This is a genomic window from Amphibiibacter pelophylacis (assembly GCF_037688875.1).
GTDB lineage: Bacteria > Pseudomonadota > Gammaproteobacteria > Burkholderiales > Burkholderiaceae_C > Amphibiibacter > Amphibiibacter pelophylacis.
Genome location: NZ_JAWDIE010000004.1, coordinates 82,361 through 105,554, shown reverse-complemented (window position 1 = coordinate 105,554; position 23,194 = coordinate 82,361). Strand labels below are relative to the sequence as shown.

Genomic DNA, 23,194 nt, shown 5'->3' with positions numbered 1-23,194 from the left:
CGTCAGCCCCCGCCCCTCAGCGCTTCTCGGCCTGCCAGGCGCGCAGCTTGGTGCGCAGGCGGGTGATGGTCTGGCTGTGCAGCTGGCAGACGCGCGATTCGGTCACGCCCAGCACCAGGGCGATTTCCTTCAGGTTCATATCGTGCTCGTAGTACATGCTCATGATGTACTGCTCGCGCTCGGGCAGCTTCTTGATGGCATCGACCAGCGCCTGGCGCATGCGCTGGTCCTGCAGGCGGTGGAAGGGGTTGCTGGCTTCGTCCACGACGTGACGGTCGAGGTAGTTCTCGTCGCCCTCGTCGCCCGACAGATCTTCCAGATACAGCAGCTGCGTGCCGCGCACCTTGCCCAGCATCTCTTGATAATCGGTCAGCGACAGACCCAGCTCGGCGGCGATCTCGGCCTCCAGCGGCATGCGGCCCAGCTTCTGCTCCAGACGGTGGACGGCGGTTTCGATGTTGCGCTGCTGCTTGCGGTCGCCCCGGCTCATCCAGTCGTTGGCGCGCAGCTCGTCGAGCATCGCGCCCCGGATGCGCTGGGTGGCGAAGGTCTCGAACTGCACCCCCTGGCCCGGATCGAAGCGGGTGAGCGCATCGTTCAGGCCGATCATGCCGACCTGGATGAGATCGTCCAGCATCACATTGGGCGGCAGTTTGACGATCATCTGGTGCGCCAGCCGTCGCACCAGCACGCTGTACTGGCGCAGCAGGGCGTTGGTGTTCAGGCGGCCTTGCGCGGTGTAGGTGGCCGCCGAGGGCACTGCGGTGGCGCTGGAAGGGGTGGCGTTCAAATCGGCTCCCGGTACTGCGGATGGGTCAGGCAAAGAAGGGGCGGTCATGGCGTGCTGGACAGCAGCACCCCGGGTGAGGGCTGGACAGGACCGCTGTCCAGCAGGCTCTCCATCCAGTCGGGCGGGACGCCGTCGGTGGCCTGCGGCAGCGGCTGGCGGGCGGTGATGCGCTGGCCCGTGGCGCGCAGCGCCGGGGCCGCAGCGGGCGCCTCCAAGGGCGGCTGGGCCGGTGCTGCAGCCGCCTCGTCGCCCCGGAAGGCGCGAATCTGCCCCTGCGTGAGCGCAGTGAAAGCCTCGTCCCAGGCCAGTGCGGGCGTGCCCCGGTGGACATCCAGCGCGGTCGCACTGATGTGACCGCTGGCGTCGCGCTGCACGTCCACGCAGCTCAGCAGGCTGGCTTCCAGAAAGTGCGTCATGCACGAGGACATGGCCGTGGCGATGCGCCCGCTGGCCACGGGCTGGGCCGAACCCGGCACCACGGCGCGCGCGGCCGAGGGCGGCGAGCCAGCGGCCTGCGCATGCGCCGCAGTCTGCGCGGCCAGATCAGCGGCCTCGCTGGCGATCAGCACATCGCAGGTGCGCAGGCCCAAGCGCAGGTTGAGCAGCTTGAAGCTGGCGTAAGCGTCCAGCACGCTGTCCACGCGGCTGTCGGTCAGCACCACCGGGCGCACGCTCTGTCCGGCAAAGAGGCGGACCAGATCGGGCGCGCTGGCGTGCAGCAGCACCACGGCGTCTTCGGGCAGGCAGGCCTGGATGGCGTGCAGGAAGTGGACGGCATCGCCGTGCACATCCAGAAAATGGCGCGGCAGGCCCCGGGCGGCGAGGTAGGAGACCCCGTCGGCCACGGGCTCCAGGCAGCATTCCAGGCTGACCGTGGCCAGCTCGGCGGGCTCGGGCGCCAGCGGCCCGGCATCGACGACGACCACGCGCTCGTTGCGCTGGGTGAAGGCGACGGTGAGCGATTCCAGCAGCTGGCGGCTGGCCACGTAGGGGTTGGAGACGACCGGAATCCAGCACACGCGGTGCTGCGGGCGGAACAGGCGGCGCAGGCCTTCGGCCTGATCGGGGGCGGGAGCGGTGGGCAGTGCCATCGGGACCTCAGCCGTGCAGGGCCACGCCGGGGCGTCCCTGACGGGCCGGGGGTGGCATGAAGGCGATGGTGGCGTCGCGCTCGCCAAAGCGGAAGGCGGGAGCGCTGACGGTGCTCATGGCGCGCTGAACCAGCGCCTGCGGCGACAGGCGGTGCCAGTCCTCGGGCACGCGCTGGCCGTTGGCCACGCCGACCACGCGCAGGCGGTGGCGCAGCGCCACGTCCAGCGCCGGGCCGAGCTTGAGCGTTTCGTCCACCTTGGACAGGATCACGCCGTGGCAGCTGTGGCCGCTGTAGGCCACGGTGACATCTTCCAGTGTGTCGCCCTGCGCCGAGGCGTTGAGCACCAGCACGTGGCGGATGTCGGGGCGGGTGACCATGTCCAGCAGCTCGCGGGTGCGGTGATCGCGCTGGGCCATGCCGGCCGTGTCGATCAGCACCATGCGCTTGCCCGACAGCAGCGTCAGCAGATCTTCCAGAGACGATCTGTCGTGCGCCGTGTGCACCGGAACGCCCAGGATGCGGCCGTAGGCGCGCAATTGCTCCTGCGCGCCCAGGCGGTAGGCGTCCAGGGTGATCAGGCCCAGCCCGGCGGTGCCGTGCTTCATGGCGAAGGCGGCGGCCAGCTTGGCCGTGGTCGTGGTCTTGCCCACGCCAGTGCTGCCTATCATGGCGTAGATGCCGCCATCGTCCTCCAGTGGGGCGTCGTCCCAGCCGGTCAGCAGGTGCTGCAGCAGCTGGGCGCTGGCCCAGCGGTCCACGCTGTCGCTGTCCAGATCGGCGGGCATGGCCTCGACCATGGCACGCACCAGCGGGCTGGAGAAGCCGCGCTCCATCATGCGGCGGGTGAATTCGCCCTGGTGCGGCTGGCAGCGCAGGCGCTCCAGGAAGGCCAGGGTCTCAAAGCGGTCTTCGATGAGCTGTTTCATCGAGCCCAGCTCGCGCATCACGGCGCGCTGCGCCTGCGGGCTGGCGTCGGCGGCAGCGGCCGAAAACGCGGGCTGCGCGGGCGGGATTTCGCTGGCCGCACTGAAGGTGCGTGCTGCGGCAGGCTGCGGCGCGGGTTTGGCGGCGGGGCGTTGCACAGGAGCGGCAGCCTGGAGGGGATTCTGCAGCGGCGCCTGCGCCTGCACCTGCGCTTCGGCTGCGGCCAGCGCGGCCACCAGCTCGGCGGCCGCAGCGGGGAAAGCGGGGTCGTCCACAGTGCGCAGGGGCGCCGCCTGGGTCGCGGCCGGGGCGTAGCGGGCCTGGTCCTGGGCACGGGCGCGAGTCTGCGCCTCTTCCTGGGCGGCCTTGGCTTGCGCAGCGCGGCGGCGCAGCATGCGCTCGCGCACATAGTCCTGGAAGGAGAGCGTGCTCATGCCGTCATCGGCCGGGGCGGCTTCGACGGTCTGAACCGGGGCGGCGGGCGCGGTGCTGGCCGAAATGGCTGGGGCGCTGGCCCAGCGGCTGTGCCATTCCTGCGCAGATTCCGCGCTCATGGCGACCAGCTCCACGCCCTGCGGGCAGGGCTGCGTGGCCATGATGACGGCGTCTTCGCCCAGCTCTTCACGGACCAGTTTCAGCGCATCGCGCGACGTGCGGGCAATAAAGCGTTTGATCGACATGGTTTCCTCACCGGACTGCTGTCCCGGGACGACGGACCCGGGGTACTGGAAACAGTGTGCGTGAGGTCGATGCGGCGCAGTCAGGCGATGAGGCGAGGGTTTTCGGTCTTTTTGTCTGCAGCTTGAGGCCCATGAAAAAGCCCGCCGAAGGCCTGAACCTTGGGCGGGCTGTCGCTGAGGGCTTGCGCTTTACGCGGGTTTTTTCGGCGCAGCGGACGGCTTTGCGGCGGTTTGGGCCGCGACAGGTTGAGCCACCTGCGGCTTCACGGCTACCGGCTCAGCCGCCTGCGCAGCGCTCACCAGATCCACCGGAGCAGCGGCCTGGGCGGGCGCCGGGGCCACGGTAGCAGGGGCTGCTTTGGCGACGGTTTGGGCAGCAGGCGGTACGACCGGTTGGGCGACGGCCTTGGGTTCTGCCGGGGTCAGGGCAGGCGCTGGTGCGGCCTTTGGCGCGACCTTGGCTTCAGCGGGTTTCACGACTGCTGATTTGGGTGCTGCGATTTTGGGCGCTGCTGCTTTGGGCGCGGTCACTTTCGGTGCTGCGATCGTGGGCGCCTTTTTCACCACGGCCTTGGCCGGGGCCAGGGCCGCGGCTGCAGCGGCAGTGACCGGGGCAGGAGCTGCTTTGACGACCGGTTTGGCCGCAGCTTTTGGAGCCGCCTCGGTGGCAGGGGCCACAGTCGCGGCCGGTGCCGCCTTGGGCTGCAGGCCCGCGATAAAGTCGGTGATGACGGGGTAAACATGCTCGCGCCAGCGGCGGCCGGAGAAAATCCCGTAGTGGCCCGCGCCCATCACGTCGTAGCGCTGCTTGTTCTTCGCCGCCATGCCTTCGCACAGATCGTGCGCAGCGTGGGTCTGGCCGGGACCGGCGATGTCGTCCAGTTCGCCCTCGACGGTCAGCAGCGCGGTGCGCGTGATGTCCTGCGGGCGGACCAGCTGGCCCGCGACCTTCCAGCGCTTGTTGACCAGGTCGAAATCCTGGAAAACGACGCGGATGGTGTCCAGATAGAACTCGGCCGGCAGATCCAGCACGGCGTTGTATTCGTCGTAGAACTTGCGGTGGCTCTCGGCGCTGCTTTCGTCGCCGCGCACCAGATCCTTGAAGTAATCGTAGTGCGAGGTCAGGTGACGATTGGGGTTCATCGCCACAAAGCCGGTGTGCTGCAGGAATCCGGGGTAGACGCGGCGTCCGGCGCCGGGGAAGTTCTGCGGCACGCTGTGGATGACGTTGTTCTCGAACCACTCGATGCTCTTTCCCACGGCCAGATCGTTGACGGCTGTGGGCGTGTGGCGGGCGTCGATCGGGCCGCCCATCATGATCATCGAGCGCGGCGTGGCTTCGCCACTCGAGGCCATCAGTGACACGGCGGCCAGCACGGGCACGGTGGGCTGGCAGACCGACATGACGTGAATCTGGTCGGCGCCCAGGAAGCGGATGAACTCCTGGATGTAGTGCACGTAATCGTCCAGCGAGAAGGGACCACTGTCCAGCGGCACCATGCGTGCATCGACCCAGTCGGTGATGTAGACATCGTGATCGCGCAGCATGGTGCGCACCGTGTCGCGCAGCAGCGTCGAGTGGTGGCCCGACAGCGGCGCCACGATCAGCACGCGCGGCTGGGTCTTGAGCGCCTGCAGGGTCTGGACGTCCTCGCTCAGGCGCTGGAAGTGCAGCAGGCGGCAGAAGGGCTTTTCGAGCGCGAGTTTTTCGAACACGGCCACATCGCGGCCGGCGGCGTGGACTTCGGTGATCTCAAAGCGCGGTTTGACGTAATCCTTGGCGACGCGGTTGAGGACCTGGAAAGCCGCCGCCATCCGGGGTGCGGCCATCGTCATCGACAGGGGCGAGAGCGGGTGGGTGAGCAGCTTGGACGAGGCCTGCGCCAGCTCGGCAAACGGGGCGAGTATGGCGCGCTGGGATTCAAACAGGTGGTACAGCATGGGGACTTCCGCAAAAGAACGATGGCAGGAACTGTAGCGCAGATTGTGCACTGCAGCAATCGAATGGAAAATACAGTGACATATCGTCCTTACAGAACATTTTCAGCCGCCCCGGCCTTCGGGTAAGTCCTGGAAAAAGCGCAGAACCGGGCCAGTTCTGCTGTTTGCGTCGTATTTCTGACACAGCGCCCATGAAAAAGCGGCCGGGACTGCGCAAGGCAGTTCCGGCCGCTGGGCGCCAGGTCAAGCCGGTTCAGGGCTTGGCCGGGGCCTTGTCGGGGCTGGCGTCTTTGGCCGTCGCGTCAGCCGCAGGGGCTGCGGGTGCAGCGGGTGATTCAGCCGCAGCCGGAGCGGAAGGCGCCGTCGGGATGACCGGTCCGGTGTCCGCTGCAGGCGCTGCGGGCTGGGCCGGAGCCTGCTGCAGGATGGACTGGCCGGCCGCCGGGCCGCCAGGCTGGCGGCCATTCAGCGACACCAGGCCCACGGTGCTGGCGAAAAACACCACTGCGCACACGGCGGTGGAACGCGACAGGAAGTTGGCGCTGCCCGTGGCGCCAAACAGGCTGCCGGAAGCCCCGCTGCCAAACGAGACGCCCATGTCGGCGCCTTTGCCACGCTGCACCAGCACAAGGCCGATCATGGCGAGCGCCGCCACAATCTGCACCACCACCAGCACATTGATCCAGATACTGCTCATAAAGTCCTCACTGCGGCGCCAGGGCCGAGGCGGCTGCCTGGCACAGGGCCGCGAAATCGGGCGCCACCAGGGACGCCCCGCCGATCAGTCCGCCGTCGATGTCCGGTTGGGACAGCAGTTCGGCGGCGTTGGAAGGTTTCATGCTGCCGCCGTACAGCAGCAGCATCTGGGCCGCCCGGGGTGTGGCCACAGCCAGCTGGGCGCGCAGGGCCGCGTGGACCTCCTGCGCCTGCTGGGCGGTTGCCGCAAGCCCCGTGCCGATGGCCCAGACGGGTTCGTAAGCCACGATGAGTTCGCCCACGCAGTGGCCGACCTCGTGGATGACCACCGACAGCTGCTTCTTGACCACGTCAAAGGTCTGACCGGCTTCGCGCTCAGCCAGGGTTTCGCCGACGCAGACGACCGGGGTCAGCCCCAGCGCCAGCGCCTGACGCGCCTTGATGGCCACCGTGGCCGAGGTCTCACCGTGCAGGCTGCGCCGCTCGGAGTGCCCCACCAGGGTGAAGCGGCAGCCGAACTCGCGCAGCATGGCCGCGCTGGTCTCGCCGGTGTAGGCCCCGGCCTCGTGGGCCGAGCAGTCCTGCGCGCCCAGCCAGCCGGGCGTGCCGTCCAGCAGGCCGCGCACCTGCGCCAGATAAGGCGCAGGCACCGCCACGCCCCACTGGACGCGCTGGTCCAGGCCCGCCAGCGACTGGCCGACGGCAGCCAGCAGGGCGGCGTTGCCGTCCAGGCTGGCGTTCATTTTCCAGTTGCCCAGCAGGCACTTGCGGCGCGGCGCTGCAGGGGTTGAGGGGGCTGCGGTTGCCATGTCGTGGTCCTCGAAGGGTTTACTGCGCAGCGCCCGGGGCAGACGGGGCCACCGCCGCGACAGGAGCGGCCGGTGCAGCGGGCTGCATCGGGGCGTCGCGGTCGATCAGGGCCTTCATCGACAGCTTGATGCGGCCTTTTTCGTCGGTTTCCAGCACCTTCACGCGGACGATCTGGCCTTCGGTGACGAAGTCGGTGACCTTCTCGACGCGCTGGTGGGCGATCTGGCTGATGTGCAGCAGGCCGTCCTTGCCGGGCAGGATGTTGATCAGGGCGCCGAAATCCAGCACCTTGACGACCGGGCCTTCGTAGATTTTGCCCACTTCGGCTTCGGCGGTGATCTCGGTGATGCGCTTCTTGGCCAGTTCGGCCATGTCGCCATCGGTCGAGGCGATGGTGATGGTGCCGTCTTCCTCGATGTTGATCTGCGTGCCGGTTTCTTCGGTCAGCGCGCGGATGGTGGCGCCGCCCTTGCCGATCACGTCACGGATCTTCTCGGGGTTGATTTTCATGGTGTACATGCGCGGCGCGAACTGCGAGATGTCTTCGCGCGAGCCGCTCATGGCGTCCTGCATCTTGCCCAGGATGTGCAGGCGCGCTTCCTTGGCCTGCGCCAGGGCGACCTGCATGATCTCGGCGGTGATGCCCTGGATTTTGATGTCCATCTGCAGCGCGGTGATGCCGTCCTGCGAACCGGCGACCTTGAAATCCATGTCGCCCAGGTGATCTTCATCGCCCAGGATGTCGGTCAGCACGGCGAACTTGTTGCCGTCCTTGATCAGGCCCATGGCGATCCCGGCGACGTGCGCCTTCAGCGGCACGCCCGCGTCCATCAGCGAGAGGCAGCCGCCGCAGACCGAGGCCATGCTGGACGAGCCGTTGGATTCGGTGATCTCGGAGACCACGCGCAGCGAGTAAGGAAACTCTTCCTTGCTGGGCAGCACGGCCATCAGTGCGCGCTTGGCCAGACGGCCGTGGCCGATTTCGCGGCGCTTGGGGCTGCCGACACGGCCGGTTTCGCCGGTGGCGAACGGAGGCATGTTGTAGTGCAGCATGAAGCGGTCGTGGAACTCGCCGGCCAGCGCGTCGATGGTCTGCGAATCGCGCTCGGTGCCCAGCGTGGTGGCGACCAGCGCCTGGGTTTCGCCCCGGGTGAACAGCGCCGAGCCGTGCACGCGCGGCAGCACGCCCGAACGGATCTCGATGGGACGCACGGTGCGCGTGTCGCGGCCGTCAATGCGCGGCTCGCCCGACAGGATCTGGCCGCGCACGATGGCGGCTTCGATGTCAAACAGCAGGCTGTCGAGCTTGCTGGAATCGATGTCGGTGCCGTTGGCCGCCAGTTGCGCCCGGATGTCAGCGTAAGCGGTGCGGCACGCCTGGGTGCGGGCCTGCTTGCTGCGGATCTGGTAGGCGGCGCGCAGCGGCGTTTCGGCCACGGCCTTGACGCTGGCGATCAGCGCTTCGTCGCGGGCTTCCGGGGCCCACAGGCCGGATTCGGTCCACAGCGGCTTGCCCGCTTCGCGCACCAGCTCGTGGATGGCGTTGATGGCGATGTTGCCCTGCTGGTGGCCGTAGACCACGGCGCCCAGCATGGTTTCTTCGCTGAGCTGTTTGGCTTCGGATTCGACCATCAGCACGGCCGCTTCGGTGCCGGCGACGACCAGGTCCAGGTCAGAGCGGGCCAGGTCGGTCGGGCCGGGGTTGAGCACGTACTGGCCACCGATGTAGCCGACGCGCGCAGCGCCGATCGGGCCGTTGAAGGGCAGGCCGGACACGGCCAGCGCGGCGCTGGTGGCGATCAGCGACAGGATGTCCGCCGACACTTCGGGGTTGAGCGACAGCACGTGCACCACGACCTGGACTTCGTTCAGGAAGCCTTCGGGGAACAGCGGGCGGATGGGGCGGTCGATCAGGCGGCTGGTCAGGATTTCCAGCTCGCTGGGGCGGCCTTCGCGCTTGAAGAAGCTGCCGGGAATCTTGCCCGCGGCGTAGGTTTTCTCGATGTAATCGACCGTGAGCGGGAAGAAATCCTGCCCGGGCTTGGCCGATTTGGCACCGACCACGGTGGCCAGCACGACGGTGTCATCGCAGGAGGCCAGCACGGCGCCGGAGGCCTGGCGGGCGATTTCGCCGGTTTCCAGGGTGACGCTGCGGCCGCCCCATTCGAAGGTTTTGGTGATTTTGTTAAATATGCTCATAGCGGTTTCCTTGCAATCAGTGGGGGTGTCCCTAGGCTGCGCGTGAGCCTATGCCATTGCGGCAGATTGGCGCGCAGCCAGGAATCTGCCGGAATGACACGGGGGGTACCCATGCGGGAGGCGGTCGGGACGTTGGATGCGAAAAAAAAGCCTGGTCACCGCAGGGGTGGCAGGCTCGGGGAGCGGACCCACCCGGCGCAGCAGCGCTGCGTGGCGGGGCAGGGGCCGCTGCGGGGACACTTACTTGCGCAGGCCCAGTTTCTGGATCAGCGCGGTGTAGCGGTCAGCGTCGGTGCGCTTGAGGTAAGCCAGCAGGCTCTTGCGCGAGTTGACCATTTTCAGCAGGCCGCGGCGGCCGTGGTGGTCTTTCAGGTGCTGCTTGAAGTGGGGCGTCAGGTAGTTGATGCGCGCGGTCAGCAGGGCAACCTGGACTTCGGTCGAACCGGTGTCGTTGGCGGCGCGGCCGTGTTCTTTGACGATGGCGGCAATGGTTTCGGGGGTAAAGGACATTCTTGACTTTCGGTGTAACCCGGTGAAACTGGACAGCACGTCGGTGAAATCGCTGCGCGCCAGCCGGGCGTTGGACTTGCGGTCGCCCTGAAAGAGGGGCGCCGTGCGGGTTTTCCGGCGTCGCTTGCACTTCGCCAAAACGCGCATTATAGATCAGAGCGCGCCCTGTGGGGAGAGCAAATGTCGCAGCAGGGCGGGCGGCACTTCATTCGCTAAAATGGTCAGCAATAACACAGCGTCGTCTGGCTTAATGCCAGACGTATAGCGGCTGTACCCAGTCTGGAGACGTGGATCCGGGCTGGCGCCGATTGACTTTTCAGTCTCCACGACGTCCCCCGGGGCACAGGAGAAGCATCTTGAGTTCGAAATCCCGGCCGTCGGCCGCCCCTGCGGTGGTGCAGACTTATCCGGCAGTGATCGGCGTGGGCTCTTCGGCGGGCGGGCTCGAAGCCCTGACCCAGCTGATCAGCGCGCTGCCGCCGCATTTTCCGGCCAGCCTGGTGGTGGTGCAGCACCTGTCGCCCACGCACCAGAGCATGCTGGCGCAGCTGCTGGGCCGCAAGACCTCGCTGCTGGTGCGCGAGATCGTCCATCAGGAGCCGCTGCAGCCCGGCATCATTTACGTCACCCCGGCCAACCGCAACGTCACCGTGGGCGGCGACCGCCTGCTGCTGCAGGAGCCCGACGCCCACGTCGTGCCCAAGCCCTCGGTCAACGTGCTGTTCGCCAGCCTGGCTGAAGCCTATGGCGAGAACGCCATCGGCGTCATCCTGTCGGGCACGGGCTCGGACGGCACGACCGGCATGCTGGCGATCAAGGCCTCGGGTGGGATGACGTTTGCGCAGCAGCCCGACACGGCCAAATACCCCGGTATGCCCACGGCGGCGATCGACGCGGGCTGCGTGTCGCGCATCCTGCCGCCCGAGGACATTGCCCGCGAAGTCAGCCAGCTGGTGCTCAGCGGCGAACAGTCGGTGGCGCGCATGGCGGTGATGCCGCCTGCCAACCTCAAGACGCTGCTGACGCTGGTCAAACGCAAGACGCGGGTCGATTTCCAGCATTACAAGGAAAACACGCTGCTGCGCCGCATCGAGCGGCGGCTGGCGGCCACGCGCTGCGCTTCGCTGGAGGCCTATCTGGAGTACATCGAAGGCCACCCCGACGAGCTGGATCTGCTGTGCCAGGATCTGCTGATCTCGGTGACCTCGTTCTTTCGCGACCCCGACGTCTTCGAGGCGCTGGCGCACGAGTTCGCCACCTGGGTGGGCACGCGCCCGGCTGGCGAGGAGTTGCGCATCTGGGTGCCCGGCTGCGCCACGGGCGAGGAGGTCTACACCATCGCCATCCTGCTGTGCGAGGCCTTCGGGCAGCGCCTGTCGGACATCGGCGCGCGCATTTTTGCCACCGACATCGACCAGAGCGCCCTGGAAGTGGCGCGCCGGGGCATCTATCCGGTCTCGTCCGCCAAGACCATCCCGGCCGAGCTGCTGCACCGCTATTTCATCCGCCAGGGCGACAGCCTGCAGGTGCGCAAGCAGATCCGCGACATGGTGGTTTTCGCCCGCCAGGACGTGGTGCAGGATCCGCCTTTCATGCGGCTGGACCTGGTCAGCTGCCGCAACCTGCTGATTTACTTCAACGCCGAGCTGCAGGAGAAGGTGCTCAAGCTGTTTCACCTCTCGCTCATGCCGGGCGGCCTGCTGCTGCTGGGCAAATCGGAAAGCATCGCGCGCCAGGGGGCATTGTTTGATGTGGCGCAGAAAAAGGCCAAGCTGTTCCGCAAGGTCAGCCGCGTGGGCGATCCGGCCACGCCGGAAGTTGGCAACAACCTGGTCAGCTCCATTGTCCGGCTGGCGCAGACGCCCCGCCCGCAGTCCATCGAGGCCCAGGTGGGGGAGACGCTCAACCGCCTGTATGCGCCCCCCAGCATCCTGGTGTCGCGCAGCATGGATGTGCTGCGCCTGCAAGGCGATGTCGGCCGCTTCCTGACGCTGTCCAGCGGCAAGGCCTCGCTCAACCTGCTGGGCATGCTGCCGCGTGAGTTGCGGCTGGAGCTGCAGCGCCTGCTGCGCCAGATCGAATCCGACCCCGACCTGCGCCGCAGCCCGCCGCGCCGCGTGCAGCTGCAGGATGGCTCGGTGGCGCTGGTGCGCCTGGCCGTGCACGTGGTCACCAAAGACCCGATGACGCTGCTGGTCTGCCTGGAAACCGTTGCGGCGCCCGACACCGCGCCGCCCGCCGAGGCGCCCGCGCCGGATGCGAGCGCGGTGGTGTCCGTGGTGGACGAATCCACGGTGCGCCGCCTGGAGGACGATCTCGCCGCCGCGCAGGAAAGCCTGCAGACGGTGGTCGAAGAACTGGAGACCTCGAACGAAGAGCTGCAGGCTGTCAACGAGGAAATGCAGGCCGCCAACGAGGAAATGCAGGCCAGCAACGAGGAACTCGAGGCCAGCAACGAGGAGCTGCAGTCCAGCAACGAAGAGCTGACCACGGTCAACGAGGAGCTGTCGGTCAAGACCCACGAGCTGGGCGAGCTCAACCAGGAGCTGGGCAACGTCCTGGCCAGCATCGACTTCCCGGTGATCGTGCTGGACACCCAGCACCAGCTGATGCGCTGGAACCAGATCGCCCGCCAGATGTTTGGCCTGGGCGAAGTGCGCCGCATCGCCATCGAGCACACCTCGCTGCTCAGCACCTGGCCGGACCTGATGGTCAAGCTGCAGTGGGCGATGGAAAACGCCGCGCTGCACGAATCGGTGTGCACGCGCGGCGAGCGCCACTACATCATGCGCATCACGCCCTACGTTGAGGGCGCGCCAGCGGGCACGATCCGCGGCGCGGTGCTGACGCTGATCGACCAGACGCTGGTGATCGACACCGAGGCCAAGCTGCGCCTGGCACGCGCGCAGCTTCACGAGGTCATCAACAGCTCGACCAACCTGATTGCCGTCAAGGACCAGCAGGGGCGGCTGCTTTATGCCAACCGGCGCTACCTCGAGGCCCTGAACCTGCCGACCGACGACCAGAAATCGCTGGGCCGCACCGATTTCGAGCTGCTGCCCATGACGCTGGCGCGCGCGCTGCGCGACCCGGAGCTGGACATGCTGGAAAGCGGCCAGGCCATCGAGCGTGAAGAGGTGCTGCAGTTGCCCGGTGCGCGCGGCGAGTATCTGGCGGCGCGCTACCCGGTGCGCGGCGAAAGCGATGAAATTTTCGCCACCGTCACGCAGCTGACCGATATTTCGGGCATGAAATCGGCCGAGCGCAGCCTGCGCAGCCAGGCGCTGATGTTCCAGAACACGCTGGACGCGCTGGTGGATCCGGTGGTGGTGGTTAGCCGCGACGGGTTCATCACCCATTTCAACGAGGCCTGGACCCGCTTTGTCGCGCAGCTGGACCGCAGTGCGGGCACGGACACAATCAAGGACAGGCCGCCCCAGGGCCACGGCATTGGCGATGTCTACCAGCTCGCTGCCGAAGGCCCGCCCGGACAGGATCTGCTCGCAGCGCTGGCCCGCGCCGGGGCGGGCGAGGTCGTCCAGCAGGACTGCGCCGTGCACATGGGCGGCCAGACGCGCTGGATGATGGTGCGCATGTCGCCCATGCACCGCGAGCACGGCGGCGTCGTCGTGCTGCACGTGGACATGACCGAGCAGCGCCGCCTGAATGACCGCCTGCGCCTGGCGTCCACGGTGTTTGACAATTCCAACGACGCCATTCTGGTGTTCTCTGGCACGGGCGAGGTCCTGATGGCCAACCTGCCGGCCGAGCGCCTGCTGGGCTACGCCAGCGGTGCGCTCACGGGCAAGATGGTCATGGCGCTGCTGGAGCCGCAGTTCAGCCGCCAGATCACCCGCCGCGTGATCAGCAGCGCCATCAAGGAGCGCAACTGGCGCGGCGAGCTGTCGGTCCTAACCGCCAGCGGCCGCGTGCTGCCGATGTGGACGGGCATTTCCGCCGTGATGGACGAATCGGGCGAGCTGCTGCACTGGGTGGCGCTGGCCAGCGACATCAGTCGCCTCAAGGAGACGCAGACCCACCTCTCCAAAATGGCCTATTACGACGGCCTGACCGGGCTGCCCAACCGCCGGCTGTTTGGCGAATACCTGACCAGCGCCATGCGCCGGGCGCGGCGCAATTCGGCGACGATGGCGCTGCTGTTCATTGATCTGGACCGCTTCAAGACCATCAACGACACGCTGGGCCACCACATCGGCGACGAGATGCTCTGCCACCTGGCGCGACGCATCTGCGCCGAGCTGCGCGACACCGATCTGGTTGCGCGGCTGGGCGGCGACGAGTTCACCATCCTGCTCGAAGGCGTCGAGACCGCCGACGACGTGCGCCACGTCTGCCAGAAGCTGCTGCAGGTGCTGTCGCGCCCGGTCGAGCTCGATCATCAGGTGATTTACACCAGCGCCAGCATCGGCGTGGCGCTTTTCCCCGAGCACGCCAGCGACGAGGCCACGCTGATCCGCCGCGCCGACAGCGCCATGTACAACGCCAAGAGCCTGGGCCGCAGCCAGTTCAGTTTCTACGAGGAAAGCCTGGAATCGCAGTCCAGCGAGCGCCTGACGCTGGAAACCGGCCTGCGCCAGGACGCGGGTTTTGCCGATTTCGAGGTCTACTACCAGCCCATCATCGACCTGCAGGGCGACCAGCCGCCGCGCATGGAGGCGCTGCTGCGCTGGCACCACCGCTTCATCGGGGCGGTTGAACCGGCACGGTTTATCCCGGTGGCCGAGGACATCGGCCTGATCCACAGCCTGGGCAAATGGGTGCTGCAGCAGGCCTGCGAGCAGTTCCGTCGCAGCCGCGACGGCCGCCCCGGTGCGCCGGGGGCCATGGCGGGCGTGAGCGTCAACCTCTCGCCCGTGCAGATCCGCCAGCCGGGCCTGGCCGAGTATGTCGAATCGCTGCTGGAAACCTATGATATTCCGCAAGGGTATCTGACGCTGGAAATCACCGAATCCATGCTGCTGGAAGACACCGAGCTGGTCAAACAGACGCTGACGCGGCTGCGCCGCATGAAAGTCAATATCGCGCTGGATGATTTCGGCACGGGCTATTCCAGCCTGGCGCAACTGCGCCTGCTGCCGATCAATATCCTGAAAATCGACAGCAGCTTCATCCAGCAGATCGACAGCGAGCAGCCCGACCAGACGCTGGTGGCCGCCATCATCGCCATGGCCCGCGAGCTGGGCCTGAAAGTGGTGGCCGAAGGCGTGGAGACCCAGGAGCAGCTGGCGCTGCTCAAACGCCTGGGCTGTGATTTTGCCCAGGGCTTCCTGACCGGGCGGCCCGAACCCATCGCCCAGCCCGCCTGAGCGCTTTTTTTGAAACCCTGCAATACCGACAGACCGAATCCCCGCATGAGCCCGAATCAATCTCTTCTTTCCGCCTTTTCCGTCACGCACAAATGGCCGCCGCAGTATCCGGACCGGCTGCAGCTCTATACCCTGGCGACGCCCAATGGCGTCAAGGTATCCATCGCGCTGGAGGAAATGGGCCTGCCTTACGAAGCCCACCGCATCGATTTCGGCAGCAATGATCAGCTCTCGCCCGAATTTGTCGGCACATTCCTCAACAACAAGATTCCCGCGCTGATCGACCCGGACGGCCCGGGGGGCCAGCCGCTGGCGCTGTTTGAATCAGGCGCCATGCTGGTTTATCTGGCCGAGAAAACCGGGCAGTTTCTGCCCAAAGACCCGGCCCGGCGCTACGAAGCCCTGCAGTGGCTGATGTTCCAGATGGGCGGCGTCGGCCCCATGTTTGGCCAGGTGGGCTTTTTCGTGCTGTTCGGCGGCCGCGATTTTGAAGACAAGCGTCCCCGCGACCGCTACCTGGCCGAAAGCCGCCGCCTGCTGGGCGTGCTGGAGCAGCGCCTGACCGGCCGCCGCTGGATCATGGGTGACGACTACACCATCGCCGACATGGCCATCCTGCCCTGGGTGCGCAACCTGATCGAGCGCTACGGCGTCGGCGACCAGGTCGGCTGGTCCGATTTCCCTGAAACCGCCCGCGTGCTCGCCCAGTTCGTGCAGCGTCCTGCGGTGCAGAGGGGGTTGGCGGTGGGGGCTTGACTGACCCGTTGATGAATGGGTGCGCAAGGAGTCGCTTCAGTTGCTTATTCCTTCCGTATTTCGATTGACGGGGTTTTCGTAGATACGATAACATCATGTATATCACTTTCGATCCGGCCAAACGGGAGCGAACGCTGAGCGAAAGGGGTATCGACTCTGCCGATGCCAAGGCCGTTTTTGAAGGCCCCACGCTGGAGCTGGAGGATGTGCGCAACGACTACGGCGAACAGCGCATCCTTTGCTACGGTTTTCTGGACCAGCGTCTGGTCGTTGTCGGCTACGTGGCGCGCGGCGAAGATCGACATGTTTTCAGCATGAGGAAAGCCAATGATCGCGAACAGACCCGCATTCTCCCCCTCCTGGACTTCTGATCTGGCTCGGCTGGATGCCCACACCATTACCCCAGCCGAGTACGACGAGCTGCCCGAGCTGACCGACGAGATGCTGGCGCGGGCACGCATCAACAAGGGCGGTCGGCCGCTGTCCGCCAGTCCGCGCAAATTGATATCGCTGCGGCTGCCCGCCGAGGTGATCGAGCGCTGGCGGGCCACTGGGCCAGGCTGGCAGACCCGCATGGCCGAGCGGCTGGCGCAGCCGCTGGAGAAGGCGTGATCGCTCAATACGGCTCCGTCGCGCAAAGACCGCCTGCGCAACATCTGAACCACCTTCTGGGCATCCGCCTGCCCATCATTCAGGCGCCGATGGCCGGGGTGCAGGGCAGTGCACTGGCGCTGGCGGTGTGTCGCGCTGGGGGGCTGGGCTCGCTGCCAGCGGCGGCGCTGAGTCCGCAGGCGCTGCAGGCCGAGCTGGAAGTGATGGCCCGCGATTCGGGCGGCCTGGCGTGGAACCTGAACTTTTTCGCCCACACCCCGCCCGTGCCCGATGCGGGCCGCGAAGCCGCATGGCGGCAGGTTCTGGCGCGCTATTATGCGCAGCACGGCATCGATCCGGATCGCGTTCCCGCAGGCGCCGGGCGCAGTCCGTTTGACGAAGCGCTGGCCGACCTGGCCGAGCCTTTCCGGCCGCCGGTGGTCAGTTTTCACTTTGGTTTGCCCTCCAAGGCGCTTCTGGCGCGGGTGCGCGGCTGGGGCGCAAAGGTGCTGTCCAGTGCCACGACGGTGGACGAGGCGCTGTGGCTGCAGGATCACGGCGCCGACGCCATCATCGCGCAGGGGCTGGAGGCGGGCGGGCACCGGGGCCACTTCCTGTCGCACGATGTTTCGGCGCAGATGGGCACTTTCGCGCTGCTGCCGCAAGTGGTGCGCGCCGTCAAGCTGCCGGTGATCGCCGCGGGCGGGATCGCCGATGCGGCGGGTGTGGCGGCGGCTTTCGCGCTGGGTGCGGCTGGAGTTCAAGCCGGGACGGCCTATCTGCTGTGCCCCGAGGCCAGCACCAGCGCGCTGCACCGCGCCGCGCTGGCCAGCCCGCAGGCGCGTCACACGGCGCTGACCCGGCTGTTCACCGGCGGCGCGGCGCGCGGCATTGTCAACGGCGCCATGCGCGAGCTGGGTGGGCAGGAAGATGCTGCACCGGCGTTTCCGCTGGCCACCGCAGCCATCGCGCCGCTGCGTACTGCCGCCGAACGGGCGGGCCGCAGCGATTTCACGCCGCTGTGGTGCGGTCAGAACGCCAGCGGTTGCAGGGCCATTCCGGCTGCCGACGTCACGGCGGCGCTGGCGCAGGGTCTGCCGGATCAGGCCTGATGGGCTGAAAGAGCGGGCTGAGTCCGCTCAGCCCCGGCGTCGCATCACCCTCAAACCCAGCGCGGCCAGAGCGCCGATCAGCAGCGCGACCGGCCCTGTTGCCCCGCCTCCGCCGCCACTGCTGACACCACCGTCACTGCTCCCCAGCAGTGCAGGCGTGGGCGCGGTGCTGGGCGGTATGCCGCCCACGTCCAGCGCTGACAGATGGACGGCATTGCGCACCGGCGGGGTATAGGGCTGCCCCGCGGCGTGCAGGACGGCCCAGCGCAGGGCCTCCTGGGCATCCAGCTGGCCCGCACCGCAGGTGCTGGGGGTGCAGTTGCACGACCCGGCGGCGCTGGCCGAGCAGCTGGGCCAGCCATCGACCACGGTGTGCGGGCGGGCGCTGGCTTTCAGGCCCTGGATGATCTCGTCCGGTGTCAGGGCCGGATCGGCCTGCAGCATCTGCGCCGCTGCCGCTGCGGCCATGGGCGCGGTGAAGCTGGTGCCCTGGACCGTGGTGTAGGCCGCCAGGCGAGGGCGCGTGGTGCCGGTGTTGCTCAGGGTCAGCACGCCGCTGTCATCCCAGGGCTGTCCGTTGACATCACCGCCCGGCGTTGACAGGGCCACCTGCGGGCCGAAGCTGCTGTACCAGGCCTTCATGCCCAGGCGGTTGAGCGCCGCCACCGTCAACACCCCCGGACAGTTGCCCGGCCGCTCGACGGCGCCCGCCTCGTTACCGGCCGCAGCCACCACCAGCACGCCGCGCTGGCGCAGTTCGGCGATCACGCGGCTGTAGCTGGCATCGCAGGCCTGCGCGTGCCCCAGACTGAAGTTGATGATGCGCGCCGGGGTCGGGTTGGGCGGCATCAGTGTGGCGCAGCCCTGCGCCGGATCGTAGGGGTTGAGGAAAGTGCGGCAGACACCCGGTATTCCGGCGGCCCAGCGCATGGCGTCGATCACATCCTGCGTGCTGGCGCCGCACAGGCCCGATACGCGCAGTGGCATCACCCGGGCCAGTGGTGTGGCGGACGCCACGCCCATTGCATTGTTGCTGGTGGCAGCCAGAACGCCCATGACGCTGGTGCCGTGCCAGGAGCTGTCCTGGCTGTCGCAGCCGGAAAACCGGTCGGGAGAGGCGTTGATGCGGAACTGGCTCAGGGCGTCGCCTGGATCGCTGGGATCGGCGTCGCGGCCATCGCCGTCATTGGCGTAGCTGGCGTCGGCGACAAAATCGTAGCCTGGCAGCAGGCGGCGGGTGTCGAAGTCAGGGTGCGCAGTGATGCCGCTGTCCAGCACCGCGATCACTGGCAGCGGATTTCCGGGCTGGGCAGCCTGCAGCGGATCAAAACCCGCCGCTGCCGGGTTGCCTGGCCCGACGGGCTGCAGCCACCACTGCTCGGGCCAGTAAGGGTCATCGGGGGTGGCCGCGTGGGCTGCGGTCTGCATCAGCATCAGACCGGCCAGCAGCGCAGCAGACAGCAGCAGGGCGGACAGGCCCCGGCGGCGGGTTTGTGGGTCGGGCAGCAGGGGCATGGCGGCAGTCCTCGAATTCATTCTGAAACGATTGTGCCACTGGCGCTCCTGACGCCATGCGTGGGCGCAAAAAAACCGCCTGAGGCAGCCGGTGGGCGTCCTGCAGGCGGATGGGGTGCGCTGTGGGCGGGCGCTTACTTGCTGGCGACCACGCGGGCCATTTCCAGGCACTTGTTGGAGTAACCCCACTCGTTGTCGTACCAGCTCACGACTTTGACGAAGGTGCCGTCCAGCTGGATGCCTGCGTCGGCGTCGAACACGCTGGTGCAGGTTTCGCCGCGGAAATCGGTGGCGACGACCTTGTCTTCGGTGTAGCCCAGCACGCCTTTCAGGGCGCCTTGGCTCTGTGCCTTCATTTCGGCGCAGATGTCCTTGTAGTCTGCCGGGGTGTTCAGCTCGACCGTCAGGTCAACCACCGACACGTCGCTGGTCGGCACGCGGAAGGACATGCCGGTCAGCTTGCCCTTCAGTTCCGGCAGGACCACGCCCACCGCCTTGGCCGCGCCCGTGCTGCTGGGGATGATGTTTTCCAAGATGCCTCGGCCGCCGCGCCAGTCCTTGTTGGACGGGCCATCGACGGTTTTCTGCGTGGCGGTGGCGGCGTGCACCGTGGTCATCAGGCCGCGCTTGATGCCCCACTTGTCGTTGAGCACCTTGGCGATCGGCGCCAGGCAGTTGGTCGTGCAGCTGGCGTTGGAAACAATTGCCTGGCCCGCGTATTTGTCGTGGTTGACGCCGTAGACAAACATCGGCGTGTCGTCTTTGCTGGGGGCGGAGAAGATGACTTTCTTCGCGCCCGCGGCCAGGTGCTTCTCGCCCGCATCCTTGGTCAGGAACAGGCCGGTGGCTTCCAGGACGACGTCGGCGCCGACCTCGTTCCACTTCAGGTTGGCGGGATCGCGCTCCTGCGTCAGGCGGATGCGGTTGCCGTTGACGATGAGCGTGTTGCCTTCGACCGACACGTCGGCCTTGAAGCGGCCGTGCACGCTGTCGTACTGCAGCATGTAGGCGAGGTAGTCGGGTTCCAGCAGGTCGTTAATGGCGACGATCTGGATGTCGTGGAAGTTCAGCACCGCCGAGCGCAGCACATTGCGGCCGATGCGGCCAAAACCGTTGATACCGATCTTGAGGGTCATGTTGAGTCCTTGGTTGACAGCGGAAAACAGGTCCGGTTCAGGGAAGTTGGGCAAAAAGCGCCGGGCCTACGGGGTCTAGCTTAATCGACAAATGGTCCGGTCCGCGTCCGGCCCGATTGAGAAAACCTCAACCCGGGCTTGATGCGGACCTGAACCCAGCCGCGCGGCCTCAGGCGCCCAGCACCTCGCGGGTGGCCTGCGCAAGGTGGCTGGCGGTGAGGCCAAACAGCTCGAACAGCTGCCCGGCCGGGGCCGATTCGCCGTAGCGGTCCAGGCCTAGCACGCGGGCGCAGCCGTAGCGGTACCACAGGCCGGTGACGCCCGCCTCGATGGCCAGGCGCGGCACGCCGACGGGCAGCACGCGATCGCGGTACGCGGCATCCTGGCGGTCGAAGGCCTCGCAGCAGGGCATGGAGACCACGCGCGCAGCGATGCCGCTCTCGGCCAGCTGGGCCTGCGCGGCCAGGGCGATGGACAGCTCGCTGCCGGTGGCGATCAGCACGGCCTGCGCGGCGCTGGCGGGTTCGCTCAGCACATAGCCGCCGCGCGCGATGTCGGCCAGGCTGGCCTTGGGCGCGTAGGGCAGGTTCTGGCGCGACAGCAGCAGGGCGCTGGGCCGATCTTTGGCCTGCAGCGCGCTGGTCCAGGCGACCAGGGTTTCGGCGGTGTCGGCGGGGCGCCAGACGTCCAGACCGGGGATCAGGCGCAGGCTGGCCGCGTGCTCGACCGACTGGTGGGTCGGGCCGTCTTCGCCCAGGCCAATCGAGTCGTGGGTGAAGACGTGCACCACGCGGCGCTTCATCAGCGCGGCCATGCGCAGGGCGTTGCGGCTGTAATCCGAGAAGGTCAGGAAAGTGCCGCCGTAAGGGATGTAGCCGCCGTGCAGCGCGATGCCGTTCATGATGGCGGCCATACCGAACTCGCGCACGCCGTAGTTGATGTGGCGGCCGATGTGGCCGGTGGCATCGGTGACGACGCTGCCGGTGGATTCGTCAAAGCGCAGCTTGGGCGTGTGGCTGGTGTTGGTCAGGTTGGAGCCGGTCAGGTCAGCCGACCCGCCCAGCAGCTCGGGCAGGGCGCCGGTCAGCCATTCCAGCGCGTTCTGGCTGGCTTTGCGGCTGGCGATGGTTTCGGCCTTGGCGTGCGTGGCGGCCAGCGCGGCCTGGGCCGATGCGGCGAAATCGTCAGGCAGCTCGCCCGCCAGACGGCGCTGAAGCTGCGCGGCCAGTTCGGGGAAGGCTTGGCGGTAGGCGGCGAACTGCTGGTTCCAGACGGCCTCTTCGTTGCCGCCCTGGGCGCGTGCGTTCCAGGCGTCGTACACGTCCTGGGGGATGGTCCAGGGCTCGTGATCCCAGCCCAGCGACTGGCGGGTCAGCTTGATTTCCTCGGCGCCCAAGGGCTCGCCGTGGGCCTTGGCGGTGCCCGCGCGGTTGGGGCTGCCGTGGCCGATGCGCGTGGTGCAGATGATCAGGTTGGGCGCGTTGTCCAGGGTTTTGGCCTGGGCGATGGCGCGTTCGACCTCGTCAGCATCGTGGCCGTCCACCGGGCCGATCACGTTCCAGCCGTAGGCAGCAAAGCGCTCGGCGATGTTCTCGCTGAACCAGGGCTGGACTTCGCCGTCGATCGAGATGCCATTCGAGTCATAGAGCGCGATCAGCTTGTTCAGGCGCCAGGACGCGGCCAGGGCGCAGGCCTCGTGGCTGACGCCTTCCATCATGCAGCCGTCGCCCAGGAAGGCGTAGGTGTGGTGGTTGATGATGTCGTAGCCGGGGCGGTTGAACTCGGCAGCGAGCAGCTTTTCGGCCAGCGCCATGCCGACCGCGTTGCAGATGCCCTGGCCCAGCGGCCCGGTGGTGGTCTCGACACCGGGGGTCACATCGACTTCGGGGTGGCCCGGCGTCTTGCTGTGCAGCTGGCGGAAGCCTTTCAGGTCGTCCATGGTCAGCTCGTAGCCCGTCAGGTGCAGGAGCGAGTACAGCAGCATCGAGGCGTGGCCGTTGGACAGCACGAAGCGGTCGCGGTCGGGCCACAGCGGGTTGGCCGGGTTGTGGCGCAGGTGGCGGCCCCACAGCGCGGCAGCCATGTCGGCCATGCCCATGGGGGCGCCGGGGTGGCCGGAGTTGGCCTGCTGGACGGCGTCCATGGCGAGGGCGCGCACGGCGTTGGCCATGGCGGTGTACTGTTCGGGGCTGAGCGATTTCATGGAAGGCACCTGGTCGCGGCGGCAGAGCGCCGGGTTGGGAGATCGGGGGATGTCACAATCACGGGCGGTGATTTTACCGGCCAATTCTGCTGCGCCATGAGCCATCTTCAAGACTCTTTACCTCCGGTGACCCGCGCCATGATCCTGGCGGCTGGACGCGGCGAGCGCATGCGCCCGCTGACCGACGCTGCGCCCAAGCCGCTGCTGGCGGTGCACGGCCGGCCGCTCATCGTCTGGCACCTGCTGGCGCTGGCGCGCGCCGGGGTGCGCCAGGTGCTGATCAATACCGCCTGGCTGGGCGATCAGTTCGAGCCTTGCTTGGGCGACGGCCGCCGTTTTGGTCTGCAGATTCTTTATTCGCACGAGGGTCGGGATTACGGCCAGGCGCTGGAAACCGCCGGTGGCCTGGCCACGGCCTGGCCATTGCTGCAGGGCGGCGCCGATGACGAAGCAATCTGGCTGGTCTCGGGCGACATTTACGCCCCGCGCTGGCAGTACAGCGCCGAGGCGGCTGCGCGCTTTGCGGCCAGCCCGGATGACGCCGCGCTGTGGCTGGTGCCCAACCCCGGCTTTCACGCGCAGGGCGATTTCGATCTGGACGGCGACCGTGTTCGCCGTCACCCGCCGGGCGCCGACGGCCAGATTGCGCGCCACCCCTACACCTACGCCAATGTGGCGCTGGTGCGCCGTCGCCTGGTTCAGGGCATCGCGCCCGGCCAGCGCGCGGCGCTGGGGCCTTGCCTCTTTGATGCGGCGGCGCGGGGCGCCCTGGCCGGGCACCTGTGGAACGACGGTGCCGACGGGCCCTGGCTCAACGTCGGCACGCCGCAGGAGCTGGAGCGCGCCAACGCCGCCCCGGCTCCCGGCGGGACGGATCACGCGGGCCGTCAGCTCGGCTGATAGCCCCAGGC

The 23,194-nt window shown here is 67.5% G+C and carries 17 protein-coding genes; 6 read left to right on the top strand and 11 right to left on the bottom strand.

Features of this window, described 5'->3' with window-relative positions; all coding sequences use genetic code 11:
* Positions 1-16 precede the first annotated feature (16 nt).
* From RV045_RS03695 to rpsO, 8 genes are all read right to left on the bottom strand, one after another.
* Complete coding sequence (locus tag RV045_RS03695) at positions 17-790, bottom strand: RNA polymerase sigma factor FliA (protein ID WP_423234419.1); 774 nt, start codon at positions 788-790, stop codon at positions 17-19.
* Between the two features lie 44 nt (positions 791-834).
* Positions 835-1,881: a hypothetical protein gene (locus tag RV045_RS03690; RefSeq protein WP_423234418.1), complete on the bottom strand. Its 1,047-nt coding sequence runs from the start codon at positions 1,879-1,881 to the stop codon at positions 835-837.
* Between the two features lie 7 nt (positions 1,882-1,888).
* On the bottom strand, positions 1,889-3,487 hold the full coding sequence (gene flhF / locus RV045_RS03685; protein ID WP_423234417.1) for a flagellar biosynthesis GTPase FlhF: 1,599 nt from the start codon (positions 3,485-3,487) through the stop codon (positions 1,889-1,891).
* Between the two features lie 189 nt (positions 3,488-3,676).
* Positions 3,677-5,428, bottom strand: a complete 1,752-nt coding sequence (locus RV045_RS03680; protein ID WP_423234416.1) for a polyhydroxyalkanoate depolymerase — start codon at positions 5,426-5,428, stop codon at positions 3,677-3,679.
* A 253-nt stretch (positions 5,429-5,681) separates the two neighbouring features.
* Positions 5,682-6,125, bottom strand: coding sequence for a preprotein translocase subunit SecG (secG, locus tag RV045_RS03675; protein WP_423234415.1), 444 nt, complete (start codon positions 6,123-6,125; stop codon positions 5,682-5,684).
* 7 nt (positions 6,126-6,132) lie between these two features.
* Complete coding sequence (gene tpiA, locus RV045_RS03670; RefSeq protein ID WP_423234414.1) at positions 6,133-6,933, bottom strand: triose-phosphate isomerase; 801 nt, start codon at positions 6,931-6,933, stop codon at positions 6,133-6,135.
* A 19-nt stretch (positions 6,934-6,952) separates the two neighbouring features.
* Positions 6,953-9,133, bottom strand: a complete 2,181-nt coding sequence (pnp, locus tag RV045_RS03665) for a polyribonucleotide nucleotidyltransferase (RefSeq protein WP_423234413.1) — start codon at positions 9,131-9,133, stop codon at positions 6,953-6,955.
* Positions 9,134-9,373: 240 nt separating this feature from the next.
* Complete coding sequence (rpsO, locus tag RV045_RS03660) at positions 9,374-9,643, bottom strand: 30S ribosomal protein S15 (protein WP_423234412.1); 270 nt, start codon at positions 9,641-9,643, stop codon at positions 9,374-9,376.
* A gap of 356 nt (positions 9,644-9,999) precedes the next feature.
* On the opposite strand from rpsO, the gene RV045_RS03655 reads away from it, so the two are divergent.
* The 5 genes from RV045_RS03655 (at position 10,000) to RV045_RS03635 (ending at position 17,429) form a co-directional block, all read left to right on the top strand.
* Positions 10,000-14,970 carry an EAL domain-containing protein gene (locus RV045_RS03655; RefSeq protein WP_423234411.1) on the top strand — a complete coding sequence of 1,657 codons (4,971 nt, stop codon included), beginning with the start codon at positions 10,000-10,002 and terminating at the stop codon, positions 14,968-14,970.
* Between the two features lie 45 nt (positions 14,971-15,015).
* On the top strand, positions 15,016-15,726 hold the full coding sequence (locus tag RV045_RS03650; RefSeq protein WP_423234410.1) for a glutathione S-transferase N-terminal domain-containing protein: 711 nt from the start codon (positions 15,016-15,018) through the stop codon (positions 15,724-15,726).
* 95 nt (positions 15,727-15,821) lie between these two features.
* Positions 15,822-16,097: a BrnT family toxin gene (locus RV045_RS03645; RefSeq protein ID WP_423234409.1), complete on the top strand. Its 276-nt coding sequence runs from the start codon at positions 15,822-15,824 to the stop codon at positions 16,095-16,097.
* On the top strand, positions 16,054-16,338 hold the full coding sequence (locus tag RV045_RS03640; protein WP_423234408.1) for a BrnA antitoxin family protein: 285 nt from the start codon (positions 16,054-16,056) through the stop codon (positions 16,336-16,338). Before RV045_RS03645 ends, RV045_RS03640 begins: the two co-directional genes overlap by 44 nt.
* The gene (locus tag RV045_RS03635; protein WP_423234407.1) at positions 16,335-17,429 is read left to right on the top strand and encodes an NAD(P)H-dependent flavin oxidoreductase; all 1,095 of its coding nucleotides are present in this window, start codon (positions 16,335-16,337) and stop codon (positions 17,427-17,429) included. The genes RV045_RS03640 and RV045_RS03635 overlap by 4 nt, the downstream gene beginning before the upstream one ends.
* Positions 17,430-17,456: 27 nt before the next feature.
* Here RV045_RS03635 and RV045_RS03630 read toward each other — a convergent pair whose 3' ends face one another.
* From RV045_RS03630 to tkt, 3 genes are all read right to left on the bottom strand, one after another.
* Positions 17,457-18,944: a S8 family serine peptidase gene (locus RV045_RS03630; protein ID WP_423234406.1), complete on the bottom strand. Its 1,488-nt coding sequence runs from the start codon at positions 18,942-18,944 to the stop codon at positions 17,457-17,459.
* Between the two features lie 134 nt (positions 18,945-19,078).
* Complete coding sequence (gap, locus tag RV045_RS03625; RefSeq protein ID WP_423234405.1) at positions 19,079-20,080, bottom strand: type I glyceraldehyde-3-phosphate dehydrogenase; 1,002 nt, start codon at positions 20,078-20,080, stop codon at positions 19,079-19,081.
* A gap of 169 nt (positions 20,081-20,249) precedes the next feature.
* Positions 20,250-22,283, bottom strand: a complete 2,034-nt coding sequence (gene tkt, locus RV045_RS03620; RefSeq protein ID WP_423234404.1) for a transketolase — start codon at positions 22,281-22,283, stop codon at positions 20,250-20,252.
* Positions 22,284-22,379: 96 nt separating this feature from the next.
* On the opposite strand from tkt, the gene RV045_RS03615 reads away from it, so the two are divergent.
* Complete coding sequence (locus RV045_RS03615) at positions 22,380-23,183, top strand: nucleotidyltransferase family protein (RefSeq protein WP_423234403.1); 804 nt, start codon at positions 22,380-22,382, stop codon at positions 23,181-23,183.
* Positions 23,184-23,194 lie beyond the last annotated feature (11 nt).